The organism is Leisingera sp. ABM4_103, from assembly GCF_056158685.1.
Genome location: NZ_JBSWTU010000005.1, coordinates 1612770 through 1635657, shown reverse-complemented (window position 1 = coordinate 1635657; position 22888 = coordinate 1612770). Strand labels below are relative to the sequence as shown.

Sequence of the window (22888 nt, the reverse complement as noted above, 5' to 3'; positions counted from 1 at the left end):
CGGCCCCCCGGCCTGCTGCATTGCGGAGACCCTGATGACGACAGATATCCAAGATCCCGTTGCCCGCGCAGCTCAGCTGCTGAAGGGCCACCGCGAAAGCATCGACCGCCTGGATGCGATCCTCGTCTATACCTTGGGCGAGCGGTTCAAGCACACCCAGGCGGTGGGCCGGCTCAAGGCCGAACACGACCTTCCCGCGTCCGATCCGGCCCGCGAAGCGGCGCAGATCGCACGGCTCGAAGACTTGGCAAAACAGGCCGATCTGGACCCTGAATTCGCCAAGGCATTTTTGAACTTCATCATTGATGAAGTTATCCGCCACCACAAGAAACACCAAGAATAACAAAGACAACAGGAACAACCGGGGCATACCCCGGACAACGCCATCAAAGGAGATGTACCCATGGCAATGAAAATCCGTTTGGCCCGCGGCGGCTCTAAAAAGCGTCCCTTCTACCGCATCGTGGCTGCTGACAGCCGCATGCCGCGCGACGGCCGCTTCATCGAGAAGCTGGGCACCTACAACCCGCTGCTGCCGAAAGATTCGGAAGAGCGCGTGAAAATGGACATGGAGCGCGTGCAGTACTGGCTCGACCAGGGCGCCCAGCCGACCGACCGTATCGCCCGCATGCTGGAAGCAGCCGGCGTCCGCGAGAAGGCCGAGCGCAGCAACCCGAAAAAAGGTACCCCGGGCAAGAAAGCCCAGGAGCGTGCAGAAGAGAAAGCTGCAAAGGCTGCTGAAGCCGCCGAAGCAGCTGCAGACGCGGAATAATTCCGTGGAGCTGCGGGGCGCTTTTCCCGAAGAGTTCCGCAGCCAGCTTGATCTGCTGATGCGGCTCCGGCGCGACGTGCGCCGGTTCCGTTCAGATCCGGTGGAGGAGGCAGTGCTGATGCGCTGCCTATCCGCCATTCCGCTCGCCCCGTCGGTGGGCCTGAGCGAACCCTGGCGCATCCTGCGGGTGGACAGCGAAACCGCCCGCGCCGCTGCGCTGAAGAATTTCGAGAAAGCCAATGCCGAGGCGCTGTCGGGTTATTCCGGCGAGCGCGCCGGACGCTATGCCGGGCTGAAGCTCTCCGGCATGCGTGACGCGCCGGTGCAGCTGGCCATCTATTGCGACGACGAAACCGCCCAGGGTCACGGCCTGGGTGCCGCCACCATGCCGGAGATGCGCCGCTATTCCGTGGTCACCGCCATCACCCTGTTCTGGCTTGCCTTGCGCGCCGAAGGGCTGGGTCTGGGCTGGGTCTCGGTGCTCGATCCGGAGCAGCTGAACCGCGACCTGAACGCACCGCAAGGCTGGCAGCTGATCGGCTATTTCTGCATCGGCTACCCGGAGCGGCTCTCGGACACGCCGGAGCTGGAGGAACAAGGCTGGGAAAGCCGGATGGCGGATCTGCCGCTTGAAACCCGCTGAGGCCGCCGATGGGACGGTTGATACGGCTTGTATTTTTTGTTGCAGTAGCCTTTACCGCGGGCATCTTCTTTGAACGCAACCACCAAGTGGAACTCTGCGAACAATCCGGCGGCCAATGGCTGCGCGCAGGGTTCTGTGCAAAGGAATAACACCATGAGCGAACTGATCTGCGTGGGAGCGGTGGCCGGCGCCTTCGGCGTGCGCGGCGAGGTGCGGCTCAAGAGCTTCTGCGCCATTCCGGAAGAGATCGAAGATTACTCCCCCCTCAGCAATGAGGACGGCAGCCAAAACTATTCCCTGATGATCACACGCCCAATCAAGAACGGCTTTGCCGCGCGGATCGGCGGGGTGGAAACTAAGGAAGACGCTGACGCAATCAAGGGGCTGCGCCTGTTTGCCCGCCGCGATCAGCTGCCGCAGCTGCCGGATGACGAATTCTACCACGCCGATCTGATCGGGCTGGAGGTCTTTGACACCGGCGGCACCCTGCTGGGCACGGTGAAATCGGTGCAGAACCACGGCGCGTCCGATCTGCTGGAGATCCACGGTCCGGGACTGAAGGCCACAGTGCTGCTGCCCTTCACCCTGGAGGCGGTGCCGACCGTTGATCTGAGCCAGGGCCGCATCATTGCTGACCCGCCCGAGGGGCTGTTCTGAGGCGGCTGCTCAGCCGGCTTCATCAGCCAGAAGCAACTCAAGAACCTGAACGATCCTTGTCGCAACCTGCGCACTTTTCAGCTGCTGCTCCCGCGGCTTGCGGCTCAATCCTACCCAGCATTTAAGCAGGCGGTGGGCATAAAAGAAACGGAACACAGGATCATTTACCAGATCTGCGCCATACCCCTCCTGAAAAGCGTCCCAATCTGCTTGCGCAACCATCCCGAACCCGGGCGACAGGCCCCCCGCGACCAGATGGTCGGGGCAGTTTGCCAGCCAGATATTGGCTAGGTCGCGCTGCGGGAAGATGCCGTCATGGTTTGAAAAGTCGATGAAGGAGACGGTGGTCTCCGACATGAGGATATTGCGAAAATGCAGATCGCCATGCTCGACTGCAGCGCTAAAGGATTGCCCCCGCGCACGCCGCGCTGCCCGGTGCAGGTAAGCGCAAAGCCCCAGGAACTTGTTGGGTTTCGGCACCGGCAGCTGCCCGTCGCGCACGGCCTGCGCCTGGCTTGAAACACGGGTCAGAAAGGGCTTTGGCCAGAATTGCCGGTCTCCGGCCCCAGACACCTTGTGCAAGACGGCCACCGCTTGACCAATCCGCCGCAGAATACTGCCCCGGTCCCCGAACCCGTATTCCGTGAGCGCCAATTCACGGTGCGCGGTATCCCCCTGAATAAATTCCATCAGAACGGCAGGGCTTGACGTGTCCCGCCAAAGCAGCGCTGGAACCGCCACGCCTGTTTCAGCCTTCAGACAGTCTGCAGCGGCCTGATGCCGGTCCAGAAATCTGGTATTCCGAACCGGATCGGACGTCCCAAAATCGGCGCGCAAGACAACGCTCTGGCCGCCGGAGGTCCTCACCTCCAAGACACGGCGGCGGTGCTCAACACCGCTGCTGACCTGCATCCTGCGAAAGATGGCCCCGGCTTCGGGAAGACCGGCTGCCGCGGCTGCCCTGGGCCAAAGCGCCTGCGTCCGGGCCTGTACCGCGTCTATCGCAGCAAACGGATCGTCCCCGTCAGCCGGACGCGGCTGTCCTGAATTCATCGAAACACCAAAGCTTTTTATTGCGTGTAATTCTGACTGCACTAAACAGCACCATTATGACAGCACCAAGCAAATCTCATGGCCGCAAGGCGATCCGCCCCACGCTGAAGCCGCGCGAGCTGATGACGCCAACGCCGGATCTGGCAGGGGTGTGGAAGGCCAAGATCATCACGCTGTTCCCTTCGGCCTTTCCCGGCGTGCTGGGCGAAAGCCTGACCGGCAAGGCGCTGCAGGAAGGCCTTTGGCAGCTGGAAACCGTGGATCTGCGCGAATTCGGGATCGGCAAGCACCGCAACGTGGATGACACCCCAGCGGGCGGCGGCGCGGGCATGGTGCTGCGCGCCGACGTCCTGGGCGAGGCGATCGAGCACACGATGGCGGATACCCGGGGCAACTGGCCGCTGGTCTACCTGACCCCGCGCGGCCGGCCGATGAACCAGCAGATGATGCAGGGCTTTGCCCAATGCGACGGCATCACCCTGCTGTGCGGACGCTTCGAAGGCGTCGATGAACGGGTGCTGGAGCATTACGGCATCCAGGAAGTCTCCTTGGGCGACTTCGTCATGACCGGCGGCGAACTGGCGGCGCAGGCGTTGATCGACGCCACCGTGCGGCTGATCCCCGGGGTGCTCGGCAACCAGGCCTCCACCGAGGAGGAGAGCTTCTCTTCCGGTCTGCTGGAGCATCCGCAGTATACCCGCCCCGCCGAATGGAAAGGCCGGGAAATCCCCGAGATCCTGATGTCCGGCCACCATGGCAAGATTGCCGAATGGCGGCATGACATGAGCGAAGAAATCACCAAAGCCCGCCGCCCGGATCTGTGGGACGCCTATTGCCGCAAGACACAAAACCGGGGCTGAAGGGCCGTCCTGGCATGCCGCTCCGGCGGCGCCAGCTGCGGCTGACCGTTGCCGGGCGCCGCAAGCCGTGCTTTAGTCCGCTCATATTCATGAAGAATTAGGAGTGAACAGGGTGGCTGCAAAATTTGAACTTTATACCGACAACGCAGGTGAATTCCGGTTCCGGCTGAAAGCAGGCAACGGCGAGAACATCCTGGCCAGCGAAGGCTACAAGCAGAAGGCCAGTGCCGAGAACGGCATCGCGTCGGTCAAGAAAAACGCAGGCGACGATGCGCGCTATGAGCGCAAAGAGACCTCCTCCGGCAAGCATATGTTCAATCTCAAGGCCACCAATGGCCAGGTGATCGGCACTTCGCAGAGCTACGCCAGCGCCTCCAGCCGCGACGGCGGTATCGAGTCGGTCAAGAAGAACGCCCCGGACGCCACGGTCGACGACCAGACGGGCTGAGGCCTGAAAGAGGGGCCATCAGCCCGAAATCTTTTGAGAAAACATTTGGCAAGAGTTTTGTGAAAACTCTTGCCTGCAGCGCAGCCAGGCACTTGTTTTGTTGGGGCCGCGGACGTATACAGCGCCGGTCTGGATTCGCATTTGCGGCTCCGGGCCGCTGGCTGTTGGATCACTCCCCAGGAAATCTTCTTCGGTTTTCGCTTTGGACCCTGCCGCCAGCAGCAAGGAACAGACGGCGTGATCTCTGGCGGGCTGCCATTTGGCGGGACCCGGTGAAGACCAGGAGCTCTCATGACGGCACAAACCTCTGCGGCATGAACCGCAGGCAGATTTAGGAGAGTTGCGATGGACCTGATCGCACAGCTGGAGGCGGAACAGATCGCCGCCCTGGGGAAAGAGATCCCCGACTTCAAAGCCGGTGACACCATCCGTGTCGGCTACAAGGTGACCGAAGGCTCGCGTTCGCGCGTGCAGATGTACGAAGGCGTTTGCATCAGCCGCAAGAACGGCTCGGGCATTGCCGGCTCGTTCACCGTCCGCAAGATTTCGTTCGGCGAAGGCGTGGAGCGTGTGTTCCCGCTGTTCTCGACCAACATCGACTCGATCGAAGTGGTGCGCCGCGGCCGTGTCCGCCGCGCCAAGCTGTACTACCTGCGCTCGCGCCGCGGTAAATCGGCCCGTATCGCAGAAGATGCGAACTACAAGCCCAAGAAAGCCTGAGGAGCGGTATCATGAAAAAAGACACCCATCCCGATTACCACTTCATCGACGTCAAAATGACCGACGGCACCATCATCAAGATGCGCTCCACCTGGGGTGCTGAAGGTGATCAGCTGGCACTGGACATCGACCCGACCGTGCACCCGGCCTGGACCGGCGGCACCTCGCGCCTGATGGACGCCGGCGGCCGCGTGTCCAAGTTCAAGAAGAAATACGAAGGCCTGGGCTTCTAAGCCGCCTGCCGTATTTTGCAGAACTCCCGAAGGCTGCCCCGGACGGGCAGCCTTCTTTCATTTCTCCTGACGCTGAGGCCGGATGCGCCTCGCGGGAAAGACAGCCCCACTCGTGAAACAAGCCCTGGCAAACGCCCTGCAAGAACGCGGATATGAAACCCTGACCCAAGTGCAGGAGGCTGTGACCCAGCCCGACGTCGAGGGGCGCGACCTGCTAGTGTCCGCGCAGACCGGATCGGGCAAGACCGTCGGCTTCGGCCTGGCGCTGGCCCCCACCCTGCTGGGCGAGGACGAGGCCTTCGGCGAGGCCGCCGCGCCGCTGGCGCTGGTGATTGCCCCGACCCGCGAGCTGGCGCTGCAGGTAAAGCATGAGCTGGGCTGGCTGTACCGCGACGCTGGCGCGCGGATTGCCTCCTGTGTGGGCGGTATGGACATGCGCGACGAACGCCGCGCGCTGGAGCGCGGAGCCCATATCGTCGCGGCAACGCCGGGCCGTTTGCGCGACCACATCATGCGCGGCTCCATCGACCTCAGCAACGTGCGCGGCGTGGTGCTGGATGAAGCGGACGAGATGCTCGATCTCGGCTTCCGCGAGGATCTGGAATTCATCCTGAGCGAAGCACCGGAAGAGCGCCGCACCCTGCTGTTCTCCGCCACCGTGCCGCCGGCGATTGCCAGCCTGGCCGAAACCTTCCAGCGCGATGCGATGCGGATCAAGACCGCTGGCGAAACCAAGCAGCACGCGGATATCGAATACCGGCTGATGAGCGTGGCGCAAGCGGACGCGGAAAACGCCATCATCAATGTGCTGCGCTACTATGAGGCGCCAAGCGCCATCGTATTTGCCAACACCCGTGCAGCGGTGAACCGTCTGGCAGCGCGGCTGACCAACCGCGGCCTGCCGGTGGTGACGCTGTCGGGCGAGCTGAGCCAGACCGAGCGCAGCCATGCGCTGCAGGCGATGCGCGACGGGCGCGCCCGGGTCTGCGTGGCCACCGACGTGGCAGCACGCGGCATTGACCTGCCGGGGCTGGAGCTGGTGGTCCATGCGGAGCTTCCCTCGAACCACGAAACCCTGCTGCACCGTTCGGGCCGCACCGGCCGCGCCGGCCGCAAGGGCGTCAGCGCGCTGATCGCACCGCCCAAGGCGCGGTCCAAGGCTCTGCGCCTGCTGAAATGGGCCAAGCTGACGGCAGAGCACTGCGAAGCCCCTTCTGCCGACGATGTGCTGGCGCGGGATGAGGAGCGGATGCTGGCCGACCCCGTCTGGCAGCAGCCCGTTGAGGAGAACGAGCAAGCCGGCGTCCAGACCCTGCTGGACAGCTTCACGCCTGAGCAAGTCGCCGCCACCTATCTGCGTCTGTTCCGCAGCCGCCACTCGGCACCGGAAGAGCTGCGCCCGGCGGACACGCCGGAACCGCGCAAGGAACGTAAAGAACGCAAGCCCTTTGGCCCGTCGGTCTGGTTCTCACTGACCGGCGGCCGCGAGGCCGGGGCCGACCCGCGCAAGGTACTGCCGATGCTGTGCAAGGCCGGCAATATCGACCGCGATGCCATCGGCGCCATCCGGGTGCAGGACAACGAGACCTTTGCCGAAATCAGCGAAGGCGCGGTCGAGGGCTTCCTGAAAGCACTGGACGGCAAGACCGAATTGGAACCGGGCACCGTGCTGACCCAGCTGGCCGAGGCGCCGGAACTGGCCCCCGCCCCGCGCCGCGGGCCCGGCGGGCCGAAAGGCGGCTTCAAGGGTGACCGCAAACCCAAGCCGCACCGGGGCAAGGAAGACGGCCCGAAACCCTACCGCCACAAGGCAGAAGGCGGTGAAGACAGCCGCCCGCCGCGAAAGGAATGGAAAGACAAGCCGCCGCGGGAAGAGCGCCGGGAGCCGCGCGCAGACACCCGCCCCAGCAAACCGAAACCGGCGGTGACCGCCAAGCCGAAGGGGGCGTCCGATCCATCCAAACGGATGACCAAACCTGGCGCGCCTGCGGCCAAGCCGTTCAAGGCCAAGGGTCCCAAGCCGCCGGTCGGCAAGCCCAACAGCAAGAAGAACAAGGCCCGCGCTGCGGCAGCCGGGGCCGCCAAGGGCGGAAAAGGCGGCGACGCCCGCCCCAAACGCAAGCCGGCGGGACCTGCAAAACACAGGTGATACACTAAGTTTACTAGCCCGCGCGCACTGCTTTTCTTGGCCGGAACCAGAGCCTATACAGGGGCACAAAGCTAAAGACGTGCACCAAAGCACGAGCGAAGGGACCTGTACATGGCGCATATTATTGTCGTCGGCAACGAGAAGGGCGGCGCGGGCAAATCGACTGTCTCCATGCATGTGGCGACCACCCTGGCCCGGCTGGGCCACAAGGTGGCAGCGCTGGACCTGGACTTGCGGCAGCGCTCCTTGGGGCGCTACCTGGAAAACCGCAAGGACTTCTGCGCCAAGGCGGGGCTGGACCTGCCGATGGTGGACATGCACGAGCTGCCGGAGATCGACCCGGCCAGCTTGCAGCCGGGCGAAAACATCTATGACCACCGGCTGTCGGCCGCGGTCTCGGCGCTGGAGCCGGGCCATGATTTCATCCTGATCGACTGCCCCGGCTCGCACACGCGGCTGAGCCAGGTGGCGCATTCGCTGGCGGACACGCTGATCACGCCGCTGAACGACAGTTTTGTCGATTTCGATCTGCTGGCGCATGTGGATCAAAAGGGCGAGAGCATCACCGGGCCGTCGGTCTATTCCGAGATGGTGTGGAATGCACGCCAGCTGCGGGCGCAGGCGGGGCTCAAGCCGATCGACTGGATCGTGATCCGCAACCGGGTCGGCACCCAGCGCATGGTCAACAAGGAAAAGATGGAACGTGCCATCAAGATGCTGTCCAAGCGGATCGGCTTCCGGGTGGCACCGGGCTTCTCCGAGCGCGTGATCTTCCGCGAACTGTTCCCGCGCGGGCTGACGCTGCTGGACCTCAAGGACATTGGCGTCAAGCAGCTGAACATTTCCAACGTCGCCGCACGGCAGGAGCTGCGCGACATGATGAAGGAAGTGAACCTGCCGGGGGTCGAGGTCAGCATCTGACCCCGCCCCGGCGGCACCTCAGCTGTCGCAGCCGCAGTTGCCGCGGTAGATAGTGTAAAGCTCCATCGGCTCGGCCACTCCGCGCAGCATATAGCGGCCCAGAGACACCAGGTCATGGTTGGTGCCTCTGGCGGCTGTCTTCACGTCTTCGGACATGATGATGCTCTGGCCGACAGACCGGTGCATGCCCGCGATCCGGGCAGTCTGGTTCACCGCCTGGCCGATCACGGTGAAGTCGAGCCGGTTCTCCGCCCCGATATTGCCATAGAGGATGGTGCCCGCGTGCAGCGCCAGGGTAAAACCAGCGGTCGGCAAGCCCTGCTCCTCGCGCTCGGTGTTATACGCGCGGACCTTGCCGCACAGCTCATTGGCCGCGGCCAGCGCCGCGTGAGCGTCTTCCTCGATGCTGCCGAGGTTGAACATGGTCAGCATCCCGTCGCCCATAAACTTTAGGATGTTGCCGCCATGCGCCTGGATGGTTTCCACCGCCAGGCCGAAATAGCCGTTCAGCATCTCGATCAGCTCGGTGCCGGGCAGCCGCTCGGCCAGCTGGGTGAACCCCTTGAGGTCGAACAGGCAGATCACCGCGTTGATCTGCTGCGAGGACCCGCGCTGGATCTCGCCCGACAGCACCCGGCGGCCGGCATCGCGGCCCAGGTAGACTTGCAAAAGGTCGCTCGCCATCTGCCGGTTGGAGGAGGATTTCAGCGCCAGGCCCAGATGCGGCAGGGTGGTGCGGATCAGGTCCAGCTCGCGATTGGAGAAGCCGCCCGGACGGTCCGTCGCCCAGGAGACCAGCATGCCCTCTTGCGGGTGAATGGGGTCGTTCGGCCCAGCCTCGGGCGGGGAAAACCGCACGCCCTTAGCAAAGTAGTCGGTCGCCCCGCGTTCCCGCAGCTCCGGCAGCAGCGGGAATTCCTCCGGCGCGCCGTCTTCGAGCCGTTCGCGGAACTCGTCCAGCTCCTTGTCCAGAATGTGGAAGAACGGGCTGCGCAGCCATTCCTCGCGAGGGGACTCGCGGTATTCGTAGTGCTGGTGCGACAGGCCCTCTGCGCGGGTCCAGTTGAAACCGATGCCGCCGAATTTCGGGTGAAAGGCACGCTGCGCCACATGGAATCGCCACAACGGGACACCCGCGTCGCACAGCCGCTGGCAATAACCCTGGAGCAGGTCCTGCTGCTGTGCCCCGTGCAGCCCCTGTTCCATCAGCCAGGCAATCAGCGGTCCCGAATTGACATCAATCTGTATCATGCATTCACCTTCAATTCCGCTGTCTTATCTGGGCATTGCACCCTGCGATGTCTACGGCTCCAAGCCTGCTAATTTGCGCAGCATATACCGCAAAATCGCAACCTCGCCGGTTGTGAACTGCCGGCACAGCCTGGCATCGAACTCCTGCGCCACCTCCCGCAGCTCGCGGTAGGCAGCCTGTCCCGCAGGGGTCAGCGTCAGATGTTCCGCCCGGCGGTCGTTTTCATCCCGGGTGCGGGTCACGAACCGTTTCTCAGCCAGCTTGGCCACGGCGCGGCTGATCTTGGTCTTGTGGATCTTGGCCCGCTCACCGATCTCCTTGGCCGTCATCTGGCCGTAGTTGCCCAGGTGGAACAGCACCCGCCATTCCGTGCGCAGCATACCATAGCGGTCCTTGTAGTGCCGCTGAAACCCCAGCGAGCTTTCCTCGGCTGCCCGGTTCAGCAGAAATGGCAGGAAATCCTGCAGAGTGAAGTCATCTTTTTCGGTCATTTGCGTCCTCTCTCCCTTGTTAGTTACAAAAACAACTAATATCCCGCAAGCAGTGACAGGAGGAACGCGCGATGAATCGGCCAGCCGATCCCCATAAAATGATCCAGGCTCCCTCGATTGCGGGGCCGAACGAGGGCTATATGCCCGGCTTTGCCAACGACTTTGAAACCGAGGCGCTGCCCGGCGCCTTGCCGCAGGGCATGAACAGCCCGCAAAAATGCAACTATGGCCTTTACGGCGAACAGCTGAGCGGCACCGCCTTTACCGCCGACCCGCCGGAACGGACCTGGACCTACCGGATCCGCCCCTCGGTGAAGCATTCGCACCGCTATGAGAAGATCGGCCTGCCGCATTGGAAATCGGCGCCTTTCGTCGATCCGGACGTGGTCTCGCTGGGCCAGTACCGCTGGGACCCGGTGCCGCATTCGGAGGAAGGCCTGACCTGGCTCACCGGCATGCGGACCATGACCACCGCGGGCGATGTGAACACCCAAGTCGGCATGGCGAGCCATATCTATCTGGTCACCGAGTCGATGGTGGACAGCTATTTCTTCTCCGCCGACTCCGAGCTTCTGGTGGTTCCCCAGGAAGGGCGCCTGCGGTTCGCGACCGAACTGGGCATCATCGACCTGGCGCCACAGGAGATCGCCATCATCCCGCGCGGACTGGTCTACCGGGTGGAAGTGCTCGAAGGCCCCTGCCGCGGTTTCGTCTGCGAGAACTACGGCCAGAAATTCGAGCTGCCGGGCCGCGGCCCGATCGGTGCCAACTGCATGGCCAACCCGCGCGACTTCAAGGCGCCGGTGGCCGCGTTCGAGGACCGCGAGACGCCCTCGACCGTGACCATCAAATGGTGCGGCCAGTTCCATGAGACCAAGATCGGCCACTCGCCGCTGGATGTGGTCGCCTGGCACGGCAACTACGCGCCCTTCAAATACGACCTGCGCACCTATTGCCCGGTGGGCGCGATCCTGTTCGACCACCCGGATCCGTCGATCTTTACTGTGCTGACCGCACCGTCCGGCGTGCCGGGTACTGCGAATATTGATTTCGTGCTGTTCCGCGAGCGCTGGATGGTGGCCGAGAACACCTTCCGCCCGCCATGGTACCACAAGAACATCATGTCGGAGCTGATGGGCAATATCTACGGCCAGTATGACGCCAAGCCTCAAGGTTTTGTGCCGGGCGGCATGTCCCTCCACAACATGATGCTACCGCACGGGCCGGACAAGAACGCCTTTGAGGGCGCGTCGAACTCCAACCTCGGCCCGGAGAAGCTGGACAACACCATGTCCTTCATGTTCGAGACCCGCTTCCCGCAGCATCTGACCGCATTTGCAGCCAAGGACGCGCCGCTGCAGGATGACTACATCGACTGCTGGAGCGACATCGAGAAGAAGTTCGACGGCACGCCCGGCCTGAAATGAAATGGTGAGGGGGCGCTGCCCCCTCTGGGCCTCATCGGCCCATTCACCCCCGGAGTATTTCCGGAAAGATGAAAAGGATCTTCGGATCCGGAAACTGGAGACACTATGCCTCTGCTGAAATCCTGGGTGGCCTCGGCCAATGATGCGGACCACCCGTTCCCGCTGAACAACCTGCCTTATGGCGTATTCTCCGTCGACGGTGATGACCCGCGCTGCGGTGTCGCGATCGGCGATATGATCCTGGACATGCAGGCCGCCGAGGAGGCCGGTCTGGTCCAGCTCGGCGATGCGCCGCTGTTCGACGTGCCCTATTGGAACGATCTGATGGAGGAAGGCCCGGCGGTCTGGGCCGCACTGCGCGACCGCCTGACCGCGCTGCTGTCCGAGGGGGCGGCGGAGCAGGACAAGGTGGAGCCGCTGCTGGTTCCCGCTGCCGATGCCGAGCTGCACATGCCCTTTGCGGTCAGCGAATACACCGATTTCTATGCTGGCAAGAACCACGCCTTCAACGTCGGCACCATGTTCCGCGGCCCGGAAAACGCGCTGCCGCCGAACTGGCTGCACATTCCGATCGGCTATAACGGGCGCGCGTCCTCTGTCGTGATTTCCGGCACCGATGTCCGCCGCCCCTGGGGCCAGCTGAAGGGCCCCAATGATGACAAGCCGCGGTGGGCGCCTTGCGCGCGGTTCGATATCGAGCTGGAAATGGGCGCGATCGTCGGCACACCCTCCGATGGGCCCATCACAGTGCAGGAAGCGGATGACAACATCTTTGGCTACGTGCTTCTGAACGACTGGTCGGCGCGCGACATCCAGGCCTGGGAATACCAGCCGCTTGGCCCGTTCCAGGCCAAGGCCACTGCCAACACGATATCCCCCTGGATCGTGACCAAGCCGGCGCTGGAGCCGTTCCGCTGCGACACGCCGGAGCGCGAGGTGGAGCTGCTGGACCATCTGAAGGACTGCGGTCCGATGCTCTATGACATCGACCTCGAAGTGACCCTGGCTCCGGAAGGTAAAGAAGCCACAACCATCGCGCGGACCAACTACAAGGAGATGTACTACTCCGCCGCGCAGCAGCTGGCGCACCATACCACTTCGGGCTGCCCGATGAACTCAGGCGACCTGCTGGGCTCCGGCACCATCTCCGGCCCCACCAAGGAAAGCCGCGGCTCGCTGCTGGAACTCAGCTGGGGCGGCAAGGAGCCGCTGACGCTGGACACCGGCGAGGAGCGCTCCTTTATCGCTGATGGCGACACGCTGACGCTGAAAGGCGCAGCCAAGGGCGACGGTTACACCATCGGGTTCGGCGACTGCACCGGCACCGTTCTGGCGGCGCTGGACGACCCGTTCAAGAGGTAAGCTGCGCTTTCCTCTTGCCCCAAATACCCCCGCCGGAGGCTCCCGCACTTGCCACTGGCGCACCGTTGAAAGGACAGACACATGGCCAAGGCATTCGCGTCCCAAGGGGACATGAGCGAAAAGAAAATCTCCTTCACCGAAGTGGGCGAAGGCCTTTATGCCTTCACCGCCGAGGGCGATCCGAACTCCGGCGTGATCATCGGCGACGACAGCGTGATGATCGTCGAGGCGCAGGCAACGCCGCGGCTGGCAAACAAAGTGATCGAATGCGTCCGTTCCGTGACCGACAAGCCGATCACCCATGTGGTGCTGACCCACTATCACGCCGTGCGCGTGCTAGGCGCCTCTGCCTTTGGCGCGCAGCAGATCATCATGGGCGACACCGCCCGCGCCATGGTGGTGGAACGCGGGCAGGAGGACTGGGACAGCGAATTTCAGCGCTTCCCGCGGCTGTTCGAAGGCCATGAGAGCATCCCCGGCCTGACCTACCCGACCACCACCTTCTCCGAAGACATGACCGTCTACCTCGGCAACCGCCGGGTCGATCTGATGCACCTGGGCCGCGCCCACACCGCGGGCGACATCGTGATCCATGTGCCGGACCAGAACGTGATGTTCACTGGCGACATCGTCGAATACCACTCCGCCTGCTATTGCGGCGATGGCCATTTCGGCGACTGGGGCAGCACCCTCGACAACATCAAGGCCTTTGACGTTGACGCCATTGCCCCGGGCCGCGGCGATGCGCTAGTCGGCAAAGAGATGGTCAACGCCGCCATCGAAAACACCCGCGATTTCGTCGAAAGCACTTACCGCCCGGCGGCCAAAGTGGCTGCCCGCAACGGCACCCTGAAGGAAGCCTGGGACGCGGTGCGCGCCGAGTGCGATCCGAAGTTCGCAGACTACGCGATCTATGAGCACTGCCTGCCCTTCAACGTCGCCCGCGCCTTTGACGAGGCCCGCGGCATCGACACCCCGCGTATCTGGACCGCGCAGCGCGATCTGGAGATGTGGGAGGCCCTGCAGGGCTGAGCCCCGGGCAGAATGTACAACCGGGGCGGTTTGATTCAGATCGTGTCGCCCCGGCAGAACCTGTGAGACGCTAGACCATGCTCCCGGCTGACCCCCGCCGGGAAAGGGTTGTGCTGTGCCTGACGGCACCCGGAATTTGGGAGGAGACCTGATGAACAAGATCTTTGAAGTCCCTTTGTACCCCTACACGCGCCATGCGGACCAAGATGCCTCTTCGCCCGTGCGCCGCAAGGTGGTGGTGATCGGGGCGGGCCCGGTGGGCCTGGCTGCGGCCATCGACCTGGCCCAGCAGGGCACCGAAGTGGTGGTGCTGGACGACAACGACAAGGTGAGCTTTGGCTCCCGCGCGATTTGCTTTGCCAAGCGGCCGCTGGAAATCCTCGACAGGCTGGGCTGCGGCCAGCCCATGGTCGACAAGGGCGTGCAGTGGAACACCGGCAAGGTGTTCTTTGACGACCGCCAGGTCTACGAGTTCAACCTGCTGCCCGAAGAGGGCCACAAGCGCCCTGCCTTCATCAATCTGCAGCAGTACTATTTTGAGGAATACCTGGTGAACCGGGTCCGCGAACTGCAGGAGCAGGGCGCACCGATAGAAATCCGCGGCCGCAACAAGGTTTCCGCCATCGGCACCCATCCCACCCATGTGGTTCTGGAAATCGACACCCCTGAGGGCGCCTACAACCTAGAAGCGGACTGGCTGATTGCCTGCGACGGCGCCGGCTCCCCCACCCGGCAGATGCTGGGCCTGGATTTCGTCGGCCGGGTATTTGAGGACAACTTCCTGATTGCCGATGTGATCATGGAGGCAGACTTTCCGACCGAGCGCTGGTTCTGGTTCGACCCGCCCTTCAACAAGGGTCAGTCCGCGCTGCTGCACAAGCAGCCCGATGGCGTTTGGCGCATCGACCTGCAGCTCGGCTGGGATATCGACAAGGAGCGCGAGAAACGCCCCGAGAACGTTATCCCGCGCCTTAAGGCAATGCTGGGCGAAGACGTGCAATTTGAGCTGGAGTGGGTGTCGATCTACACCTTCCAGTGCCGCCGGATGGAGCAATTCCGCCACGGGCGGGTGATCTTTGCAGGCGACGCTGCGCATCAGGTCTCTCCCTTCGGTGCCCGCGGTGCCAACTCCGGCCTGCAGGACACCGATAACTTGTGCTGGAAGCTGAAGCTGGTGATGGACGGCAAGGCGCCGGAAAGCCTGCTCGACAGCTATGACGTGGAACGCATCCACGGCGCCGATGAGAACATCCTGAACTCGTCCCGCTCCACCGATTTCATCACCCCGAAATCGGAGATCAGCCGGGTGCTGCGTGACGCGGTTCTGGACCTGTCGGAACAGTATGAGTTCGCGCGTCCCCTAGTGAACTCCGGCCGCCTGTCGGTGCCCTGCACCTACGACGGCTCGCCGCTGAACTCGGCAGATGCGCTGGACGGGCCGGAGCGCACCCGCCCCGGCTCCTCCTGCCCCGACGCCCCGCTGGGCGACGGCTTCCTGCTGGACAAGCTGGGCGGCAAGTTCGTGCTGCTGACCATCGACGCCGACGCCCCCGATGTGATCGAGGAGGAAGGCATCGAGGTCACCCGGATGGCCCTGTCGATCAAGGATGACAAGACGCTGGCGCTGCATGAGCGTTACCTGGGCAAGCTTGAAAGCGGCGTCTACCTGATCCGCCCGGACCAGCATGTGGCCGCCCGCCGCCCCAGCTTTGACGAAAACCAGTTCCGGCACGCAATCCGCCGGGCCATCGGCAAGGAGTAACCGCCATGACCGAGACCGATCAGCTGATCCTGACCGCCAACACCGAGCGCGCCGACGACTTCTATGCAGATCTCCTGGCCGCGCATGAGGGCCTCAGCAGGTCCGAAAGCGATGCGCTGAATGCCCGCCTGGTGCTGGTGCTGGCCAACCACATTGGAAAACGCGCGATCCTGAAACAGGCGCTGGCCGCGGCCGCGCTGAAACCTAGGGAGGACACCGCTTGAAAATCGAACAGATTCACCACGTCGCCTACCGCTGCAAAGACGCCAAAGAGACGGTGGAGTGGTACAACAAGATGCTGAAGATGGACTTTGTCCTGGCAATTGCCGAGGACCACGTGCCATCAACGCATGAGCCCGACCCCTACATGCATATCTTCATGGATGCGGGCAACGGCAATGTCCTGGCCTTCTTCGAGCTGCCGACCAAGCCGGAGATGGACCGCGACCGCAACACGCCGGTCTGGGTGCAGCACATCGCCTTCAAGGTGAAAGACCGCGATACGCTGATCCAGTTCAAGGAGCATCTGGAGGCCAATGGCGTCGAGGTGCTGGGCGTTACCGACCACTCGATCTTCCATTCGATCTACTTCTTTGACCCGAACGGCCACCGGGTGGAGCTTGCCTGCCCTGATCCGGCAGAAGAGGCTCTGCTTGAAAAGCTGGACGCGGTGAAGTGGGAGATGCTGGAGGAATGGTCAAAGACAAAGAAGGCGCCGAAACACGCGGACTGGCTGCACGCCAAGGAACTGAACAAAGGCTGATCCCGTTGGAACAGCCAAAGGCAGCCCCCGGGCTGCCTTCTCAATACGGGGAGGATGCCGATGGGCGGCACGGTTCTTTATGATTACTGGCGGTCGTCGGCCAGCTACCGGCTGCGCATCGCGCTGAATCTCGCGGGTATCAGCTACACCGCTGTCCGGGTTGATCTGGTCAAAGGTGAGCACAAGAGCCCGGAACATCTGTCCCGCAACCCGCAGGGCTTCGTGCCTGTGCTGGACATCGACGGTCTGCGCCTGACCCAGTCGCTGGCGATCCTCGACTACCTGGACGAAACCCGGAATCTCGGCCTTCTGCCCCGCGATCCCGGGCAGCGCGCCCTTGCGCGGGCACTGGCGCATTCCGTGGCGATCGACGTGCATCCGGTTTGCAACCTGCAAGTGGCCAAACACGCCACTGCCCTCAGCGGCGGCGCGCCGGATATGCCCAAGGCCTGGATGCAGCATTTCATCCGCCCCGGCCTGCAAGCGTTCGAGGCGCTTCTTTGCGGCTTCGAACAGACGCCTTTCTGCACCGGAGATACACCGGGGCTCGCAGACATCTGCCTGATGCCGCAGCTCTACAACGCGCGCCGCTGGGAGGCGGATTTTTCGGACCTGCCGCGCATCTGCGCGGTAGAGGCCGCCTGCTCCGAACACCCCGCGTTTGCAGCCGCGAATCCGGATCAGAACGACTGAGCAGCTGCCCCCTTGCGGCGTCTCAGCGGTCCGGGTTTGTTGCGTGGCGCCGGTTCTTTTTGCCTTGGAAACGCAAAACCGCCGCTAGCGGCTATCGCAGCGGCGGTTTTGTTTGTGTCATCGTTTAGAGAGTATATTGGATTTTACTAGGTTTGGCGGTGACCTACTCTCCCAGGGCTTGAGCCCAAGTACCATCGGCGCGACAGTGCTTAACTTCCGGGTTCGGGATGGGACCGGGTGTTTCACTTGTGCTGTGGCCACCAAACCGAGGAAAATCCAAGCGCCGGAGGCGGTTGGCTTTTCTCGGTTGGCGGTCGGCAGCGTGTTTGCGAAGCAAATGCGCGAGAGACCGCAGCTGAGTTATGTCACGATGACATTTCCAAATGCGTCCGGCGTACAATCAACATGTCCAGTCAAAGGGATGGTTTGCTTGTTTGGTTTTGTAACACTGTCTGTTACTGGATCAAATCAAGCCTGTCGGGCGATTAGTACCGGTCAGCTGAACGCATTGCTGCGCTTACACCTCCGGCCTATCGGCGTGGTGGTCTTCCACGGCCCTCAGGGATACCTTGTTTTGAGGGGGGCTTCCCGCTTAGATGCCTTCAGCGGTTATCCTGTCCGATCATAGCTACCCAGCACTGCAATTGGCATTACAACTGGTCCACCAGTGGATCGTTCACCCCGGTCCTCTCGTACTAGGGGCAACTCCTCTCAAGTATCCTGCACCCACGGCAGATAGGGACCGAACTGTCTCACGACGTTCTAAACCCAGCTCACGTACCTCTTTAAACGGCGAACAGCCGTACCCTTGGGACCTGCTCCAGCCCCAGGATGAGATGAGCCGACATCGAGGTGCCAAACACTGCCGTCGATATGGACTCTTGGGCAGTATCAGCCTGTTATCCCCGGCGTACCTTTTATCCGTTGAGCGATGGCCCTTCCACGCGGGACCACCGGATCACTATGGCCGACTTTCGTCTCTGCTCGACTTGTCAGTCTTGCAGTCAGGCTGGCTTCTGCCATTGCACTCAACGAGCGATTTCCGACCGCTCTGAGCCAACCTTCGCGCGCCTCCGTTACTCTTTAGGAGGCGACCGCCCCAGTCAAACTACCCGCCACGCAGGGTCCCGGATCCGGATAACGGACCGCGGTTAGACATCAAGAGTGCGAAGGGTGGTATCTCAAGGGAGGCTCCACCGGGACTTGCGTCCCGGCTTCGATGCCTACCACCTATCCTGCACATCACAATCCTGATGCCAGTGCGAAGCTGTAGTAAAGGTGCACGGGGTCTTTCCGTCTAACCGCGGGAAGCCTGCATCTTGACAGGCAATTCAATTTCGCTGAGTTGATGTTGGAGACAGCGGGGAAGTCGTTACGCCATTCGTGCAGGTCGGAACTTACCCGACAAGGAATTTCGCTACCTTAGGACCGTTATAGTTACGGCCGCCGTTTACCTGGGCTTCAATTCGGAGCTCTCACCCCTCCTTTTAACCTTCAGGCACCGGGCAGGCGTCAGACCCTATACGTCGCCTTGCGGCTTCGCAGAGCCCTGTGTTTTTAATAAACAGTCGCCACCCCCTGGTTTGTGCCCCCGGATCCAAGTTGCCTTGAACCCGGGCCTCCTTCTCGCGAACTTACGGAGGTATTTTGCCGAGTTCCTTCAACATCGTTCTCTCAAGCGCCTTGGTATGCTCTACCAGTCCACCTGTGTCGGTTTAGGGTACGGTCTGATGGAGGGCTATTTCCAGGGACCAATCAGCGGCCCGCCCAATCCGATAAGGGCGAACAACCTTCATGATCCGTCACATCCTCCTGGCTCAGGAATATTAACCTGATTCCCATCGCCTACGCCTTTCGGCCTCGGCTTAGGGGCCGGCTTACCCTGCTCAGATTAGCTTTAAGCAGGAACCCTTGGACTTTCGGCGAGAGTGTCTCTCACACTCTTTGTCGCTACTCATGTCATCATTCTCGCTAGTGATCTCTCCACCGGATGGCTCACGCCCCGGCTTCATCGAAAGCCTCTCTCCTCCAATGTATCCGAAGATACTAAGGAGGAATGAGACTATGTCACACTACGCTCTGCTACCATGCACTATGTGCATCCTCGGCTTCGGCTCATGGCTTGAGCCCCGTTACATCTTCGCCGCAAGACATCTTGATTAGACCAGTGAGCTGTTACGCTATCTTTAAAGGATGGCTGCTTCTAAGCCAACCTCCTGGTTGTTTTGGACGTCTCACCTGCTTTCCCACTTAGCCATGAATTGGGGGCCTTAGCCGGAGGTCAGGGTTGTTTCCCTCTCCACGACGGACGTTAGCATCCGCCGTGTGTCTGCCATCCAGTACTCCCGGGTATTCGGAGTTTGGTTAGGATCAGTAAGCCTGTGGGGCCCCATTACCCATCCAGTGCTCTACCCCCCGGGGTATTCGGATGACGCTCTACCTAAATAGATTTCGCAGAGAACCAGCTATCTCCGAGTTTGATTGGCCTTTCACCCCTAGGCACAGCTCATCCCGATCCTTTTCAACGGATGTGGGTTCGGTCCTCCAGTGCGTGTTACCGCACCTTCAACCTGGCCATGCCTAGATCACTCGGTTTCGGGTCTGATCCCACGAACTCATGCGCCCTATTAAGACTTGCTTTCGCTGCGCCTCCGCCTAACGGCTTAAGCTTGCTCGTGAGACCAAGTCGATGACCCATTATACAAAAGGTACGCTGTCAGCCCTCAAGGGGCCTCCAACTGATTGTAGGCGTTCGGTTTCAGGTACTGTTTCACTCCCCTCGCCGGGGTGCTTTTCACCTTTCCCTCACGGTACTGGTTCGCTATCGGTCAGTAAGGAGTACTTAGCCTTCGGAGGTGGTCCTCCGGTCTTCGAACAGGATTTCACGTGTCCCGCCCTACTTAATACGTCCCTCAAAGCTTCCCATACGGGGCTGTCACCCGCTCTGGCTGCGTTTCCCAACGCATTCTGGTCACTTATCAGGCTCGGCTGGTCCGCGTTCGCTCGCCGCTACTAACGGAGTCTCTATTGATGTCCTTTCCTCCGGGTACTTAGATGTTTCAGTTCCCCGGGTTTGCTCTTAAAGACCTATGTATTCAGTCCTTAAGTACCTGGTTCAAACCATTATTGATTACCGAAGGTAACAATAACGATCTGTCAGGTGGGTTCCCCCATTCAGAGATCTTGGGATCAAAGCCTATTCCCGGCTCCCCCAAGCTTATCGCAGGGTATCACGTCTTTCATCGCCTCTTACTGCCAAGGCATCCGCCAAACGCCCTTCTCGCGCTTGATTTGATCCAGAAAAAGACAGTGTATCTGCCACGATGCGGAAGCTGGTAAGAAACCGCATCCTTATTCCGGACCAAAAAGCAAACTATCCCGCTCCCGGTCATGTCGGTGACCAGGAACTTGTTGCGCAGTCTTGCGACCGCGCGGGTTAGTGTACTTGACTTGGACAACACTGTCTTTTCAACCAGGCAGACCCAGGGGCGTCTGAGGAAAGTGACGCGGTCCAGGGCTCGCCGATCCCGAAGGAAGGGCACCTGACTGAGGCATGTCCCACACTCGGGATGCCAACAGTATTGTTGATTGTATCTCTCTTAACGATGTCAATGTGTCGTCCGATTGGACGGCTAAACACTCAAACAGTGCTTAGCGATCTAATCGATACGGCCATCCCCAGGCTTGTTTCCTTGGGGGATGGTGGGTCGAGGAGGACTTGAACCTCCGACCTCACGCTTATCAGGCGTGCGCTCTAACCACCTGAGCTACCGACCCGTATCCGTTCGGGCCGTTTGCATGAGTGGTGGAGCCTAGGAGGATCGAACTCCTGACCTCCTGAATGCAAATCAGGCGCTCTCCCAGCTGAGCTAAGGCCCCTTGCTTTGTACCCTGCCGGGGCAGGATCCGATGTTTTCTGAAGAGATATGAGGACGGTCCGGTCCTGATGTTGGACAGCTTTGTTTGCTGTCCGTTGCTAAGTGATGCACGAGATAAGCAAGCTTATCTGACTAGCATCATCCTTAGAAAGGAGGTGATCCAGCCGCAGGTTCCCCTACGGCTACCTTGTTACGACTTCACCCCAGTCGCTGAGCTCACCGTGGTCCGCTGCCTCCAAAAGGTTGGCGCACGGCCTTCGGGTAAACCCAACTCCCATGGTGTGACGGGCGGTGTGTACAAGGCCCGGGAACGTATTCACCGCGTCATGCTGTTACGCGATTACTAGCGATTCCGACTTCATGCCGCCGAGTTGCAGACGACAATCCGAACTGAGACAGTTTTTTGGGATTAACCCATTGTCACTGCCATTGTAGCACGTGTGTAGCCCAACCCGTAAGGGCCATGAGGACTTGACGTCATCCACACCTTCCTCCCGCTTATCACGGGCAGTTTCCTTAGAGTGCCCAGCCGAACTGCTGGCAACTAAGGATGTGGGTTGCGCTCGTTGCCGGACTTAACCGAACATCTCACGACACGAGCTGACGACAGCCATGCAGCACCTGTCACCAGGCCACCGAAGTGGAAGACCCATCTCTGGGCCGGTCCTGGGATGTCAAGGGTTGGTAAGGTTCTGCGCGTTGCTTCGAATTAAACCACATGCTCCACCGCTTGTGCGGGCCCCCGTCAATTCCTTTGAGTTTTAACCTTGCGGCCGTACTCCCCAGGCGGAATGCTTAATCCGTTAGGTGTGACACCGACTAGCATGCTAGCCGACGTCTGGCATTCATCGTTTACGGTGTGGACTACCAGGGTATCTAATCCTGTTTGCTCCCCACACTTTCGCACCTCAGCGTCAGTATCGAGCCAGTGAGCCGCCTTCGCCACTGGTGTTCCTCCGAATATCTACGAATTTCACCTCTACACTCGGAATTCCACTCACCTCTCTCGAACTCAAGACCAGGAGTTTTGGAGGCAGTTCCGGGGTTGAGCCCCGGGATTTCACCCCCAACTTTCTGGTCCGCCTACGCGCGCTTTACGCCCAGTAATTCCGAACAACGCTAACCCCCTCCGTATTACCGCGGCTGCTGGCACGGAGTTAGCCGGGGTTTCTTTACCTGCTACTGTCATTATCATCACAGGCGAAAGAGCTTTACGACCCTAAGGCCTTCATCACTCACGCGGCATGGCTGGATCAGGGTTGCCCCCATTGTCCAAGATTCCCCACTGCTGCCTCCCGTAGGAGTCTGGGCCGTGTCTCAGTCCCAGTGTTGCTGATCATCCTCTAAAACCAGCTATAGATCGTAGACTTGGTAGGCCGTTACCCCACCAACTATCTAATCTAACGCGGGCCGATCCTTCTCCGATAAATCTTTCCCCCGAAGGGCGTATAAGGTATTACTCACCGTTTCCAGTGGCTATTCCTTAGAGAAGGGCACGTTCCCACGCGTTACTAACCCGTCCGCCGCTCACCCCGAAGGGCGCGCTCGACTTGCATGTGTTAGGCCTGCCGCCAGCGTTCGTTCTGAGCCAGGATCAAACTCTCAAGTTGAAAAGCTGTTGCCAGCTTATCCTTGACGTTCGAACCTCTGCACATCACTGCCGATCCGGCTAGGATCGGCAATAGTCTCTGTCTGTATGTGCTTCAGCTTCAAAAGAAACCAAAGTACCGTACAAGACAGTGAAGCTGACACTCCATCATCGGCCCGAAAGC

Annotated in this window: 20 protein-coding genes, 2 tRNA genes and 3 rRNA genes; 17 read left to right on the top strand and 8 right to left on the bottom strand. The window is 61.2% G+C overall.

From position 1 onward, the window contains the following. Positions 1-34 precede the first annotated feature (34 nt). The 4 genes from ACXAED_RS09470 to rimM all read left to right on the top strand — a co-directional run bounded on the left by ACXAED_RS09470 (position 35) and on the right by rimM (position 2072). Entirely contained in the window at positions 35-343 is a 309-nt protein-coding gene (locus ACXAED_RS09470; RefSeq protein WP_475049130.1) for a chorismate mutase, read from the top strand. Between the two features lie 60 nt (positions 344-403). After that, entirely contained in the window at positions 404-772 is a 369-nt protein-coding gene (gene rpsP / locus ACXAED_RS09465) for a 30S ribosomal protein S16 (RefSeq protein ID WP_039159062.1), read from the top strand. A 4-nt stretch (positions 773-776) separates the two neighbouring features. Next, positions 777-1415 (top strand): 5,6-dimethylbenzimidazole synthase, encoded by a 639-nt coding sequence (bluB, locus tag ACXAED_RS09460; RefSeq protein ID WP_475049127.1) that lies wholly within the window; start codon positions 777-779, stop codon positions 1413-1415. Between the two features lie 153 nt (positions 1416-1568). After that, positions 1569-2072: a ribosome maturation factor RimM gene (gene rimM, locus ACXAED_RS09455; protein WP_475049125.1), complete on the top strand. Its 504-nt coding sequence runs from the start codon at positions 1569-1571 to the stop codon at positions 2070-2072. A gap of 9 nt (positions 2073-2081) precedes the next feature. On the opposite strand, the gene ACXAED_RS09450 is transcribed toward rimM, so the two are convergent. Then, positions 2082-3125, bottom strand: a complete 1044-nt coding sequence (locus tag ACXAED_RS09450; protein WP_475049123.1) for a phosphotransferase — start codon at positions 3123-3125, stop codon at positions 2082-2084. Positions 3126-3181: 56 nt separating this feature from the next. Between ACXAED_RS09450 and trmD the strand changes: the two genes are divergently transcribed. From trmD to ACXAED_RS09420, 6 genes are all read left to right on the top strand, one after another. Beyond that, positions 3182-3985: a tRNA (guanosine(37)-N1)-methyltransferase TrmD gene (gene trmD / locus ACXAED_RS09445; protein ID WP_475049121.1), complete on the top strand. Its 804-nt coding sequence runs from the start codon at positions 3182-3184 to the stop codon at positions 3983-3985. A gap of 112 nt (positions 3986-4097) precedes the next feature. After that, positions 4098-4433: a YegP family protein gene (locus tag ACXAED_RS09440; RefSeq protein ID WP_475049118.1), complete on the top strand. Its 336-nt coding sequence runs from the start codon at positions 4098-4100 to the stop codon at positions 4431-4433. A 345-nt stretch (positions 4434-4778) separates the two neighbouring features. Next, a complete protein-coding gene (rplS, locus tag ACXAED_RS09435) occupies positions 4779-5153 on the top strand; it encodes a 50S ribosomal protein L19 (RefSeq protein ID WP_174147948.1) in 375 nt (124 codons plus the stop codon). An 11-nt stretch (positions 5154-5164) separates the two neighbouring features. Beyond that, complete coding sequence (rpmE, locus tag ACXAED_RS09430; protein ID WP_475049115.1) at positions 5165-5386, top strand: 50S ribosomal protein L31; 222 nt, start codon at positions 5165-5167, stop codon at positions 5384-5386. Between the two features lie 112 nt (positions 5387-5498). Then, positions 5499-7535 carry a DEAD/DEAH box helicase gene (locus ACXAED_RS09425; protein ID WP_475049113.1) on the top strand — a complete coding sequence of 679 codons (2037 nt, stop codon included), beginning with the start codon at positions 5499-5501 and terminating at the stop codon, positions 7533-7535. Between the two features lie 111 nt (positions 7536-7646). Then, on the top strand, positions 7647-8456 hold the full coding sequence (locus ACXAED_RS09420) for a division plane positioning ATPase MipZ (RefSeq protein WP_475049111.1): 810 nt from the start codon (positions 7647-7649) through the stop codon (positions 8454-8456). A gap of 18 nt (positions 8457-8474) precedes the next feature. On the opposite strand, the gene ACXAED_RS09415 is transcribed toward ACXAED_RS09420, so the two are convergent. Both ACXAED_RS09415 and ACXAED_RS09410 read right to left on the bottom strand, forming a co-directional pair. Next, on the bottom strand, positions 8475-9707 hold the full coding sequence (locus ACXAED_RS09415) for an adenylate/guanylate cyclase domain-containing protein (protein WP_475049108.1): 1233 nt from the start codon (positions 9705-9707) through the stop codon (positions 8475-8477). A gap of 51 nt (positions 9708-9758) precedes the next feature. Beyond that, positions 9759-10199: a MarR family winged helix-turn-helix transcriptional regulator gene (locus ACXAED_RS09410; protein ID WP_475049105.1), complete on the bottom strand. Its 441-nt coding sequence runs from the start codon at positions 10197-10199 to the stop codon at positions 9759-9761. 71 nt (positions 10200-10270) lie between these two features. Between ACXAED_RS09410 and hmgA the strand changes: the two genes are divergently transcribed. The 7 genes from hmgA (at position 10271) to maiA (ending at position 17238) form a co-directional block, all read left to right on the top strand. Then, on the top strand, positions 10271-11626 hold the full coding sequence (gene hmgA, locus ACXAED_RS09405; RefSeq protein ID WP_475049102.1) for a homogentisate 1,2-dioxygenase: 1356 nt from the start codon (positions 10271-10273) through the stop codon (positions 11624-11626). Positions 11627-11731: 105 nt separating this feature from the next. Then, positions 11732-12988, top strand: a complete 1257-nt coding sequence (gene fahA / locus ACXAED_RS09400; protein WP_475049100.1) for a fumarylacetoacetase — start codon at positions 11732-11734, stop codon at positions 12986-12988. Between the two features lie 81 nt (positions 12989-13069). Next, positions 13070-14020 carry an MBL fold metallo-hydrolase gene (locus tag ACXAED_RS09395; RefSeq protein ID WP_475049098.1) on the top strand — a complete coding sequence of 317 codons (951 nt, stop codon included), beginning with the start codon at positions 13070-13072 and terminating at the stop codon, positions 14018-14020. Positions 14021-14171: 151 nt separating this feature from the next. Then, positions 14172-15782 (top strand): FAD-dependent oxidoreductase, encoded by a 1611-nt coding sequence (locus ACXAED_RS09390; protein WP_475049095.1) that lies wholly within the window; start codon positions 14172-14174, stop codon positions 15780-15782. A 5-nt stretch (positions 15783-15787) separates the two neighbouring features. Further along, on the top strand, positions 15788-16006 hold the full coding sequence (locus tag ACXAED_RS09385) for a DUF2783 domain-containing protein (protein ID WP_475049092.1): 219 nt from the start codon (positions 15788-15790) through the stop codon (positions 16004-16006). Then, positions 16003-16545: a VOC family protein gene (locus tag ACXAED_RS09380; protein ID WP_475049090.1), complete on the top strand. Its 543-nt coding sequence runs from the start codon at positions 16003-16005 to the stop codon at positions 16543-16545. Before ACXAED_RS09385 ends, ACXAED_RS09380 begins: the two co-directional genes overlap by 4 nt. 60 nt (positions 16546-16605) lie before the next feature. Further along, positions 16606-17238, top strand: a complete 633-nt coding sequence (gene maiA, locus ACXAED_RS09375) for a maleylacetoacetate isomerase (RefSeq protein ID WP_475049088.1) — start codon at positions 16606-16608, stop codon at positions 17236-17238. A gap of 150 nt (positions 17239-17388) precedes the next feature. On the opposite strand, the gene rrf is transcribed toward maiA, so the two are convergent. From rrf to ACXAED_RS09350, 5 genes are all read right to left on the bottom strand, one after another. After that, positions 17389-17503: ribosomal RNA gene (gene rrf / locus ACXAED_RS09370) — 5S ribosomal RNA — on the bottom strand. 199 nt (positions 17504-17702) lie between these two features. Next, a 23S ribosomal RNA gene (locus ACXAED_RS09365) occupies positions 17703-20530 on the bottom strand. A gap of 408 nt (positions 20531-20938) precedes the next feature. After that, a tRNA-Ile gene (locus ACXAED_RS09360) sits at positions 20939-21015 on the bottom strand. 26 nt (positions 21016-21041) lie between these two features. Further along, a tRNA-Ala gene (locus ACXAED_RS09355) sits at positions 21042-21117 on the bottom strand. Positions 21118-21264: 147 nt separating this feature from the next. After that, a 16S ribosomal RNA gene (locus ACXAED_RS09350) occupies positions 21265-22726 on the bottom strand. The 16S, 23S and 5S rRNA genes sit together here with 2 tRNA genes alongside, the layout of an rRNA operon. Between the last annotated feature and the right edge of the window lie 162 nt (positions 22727-22888).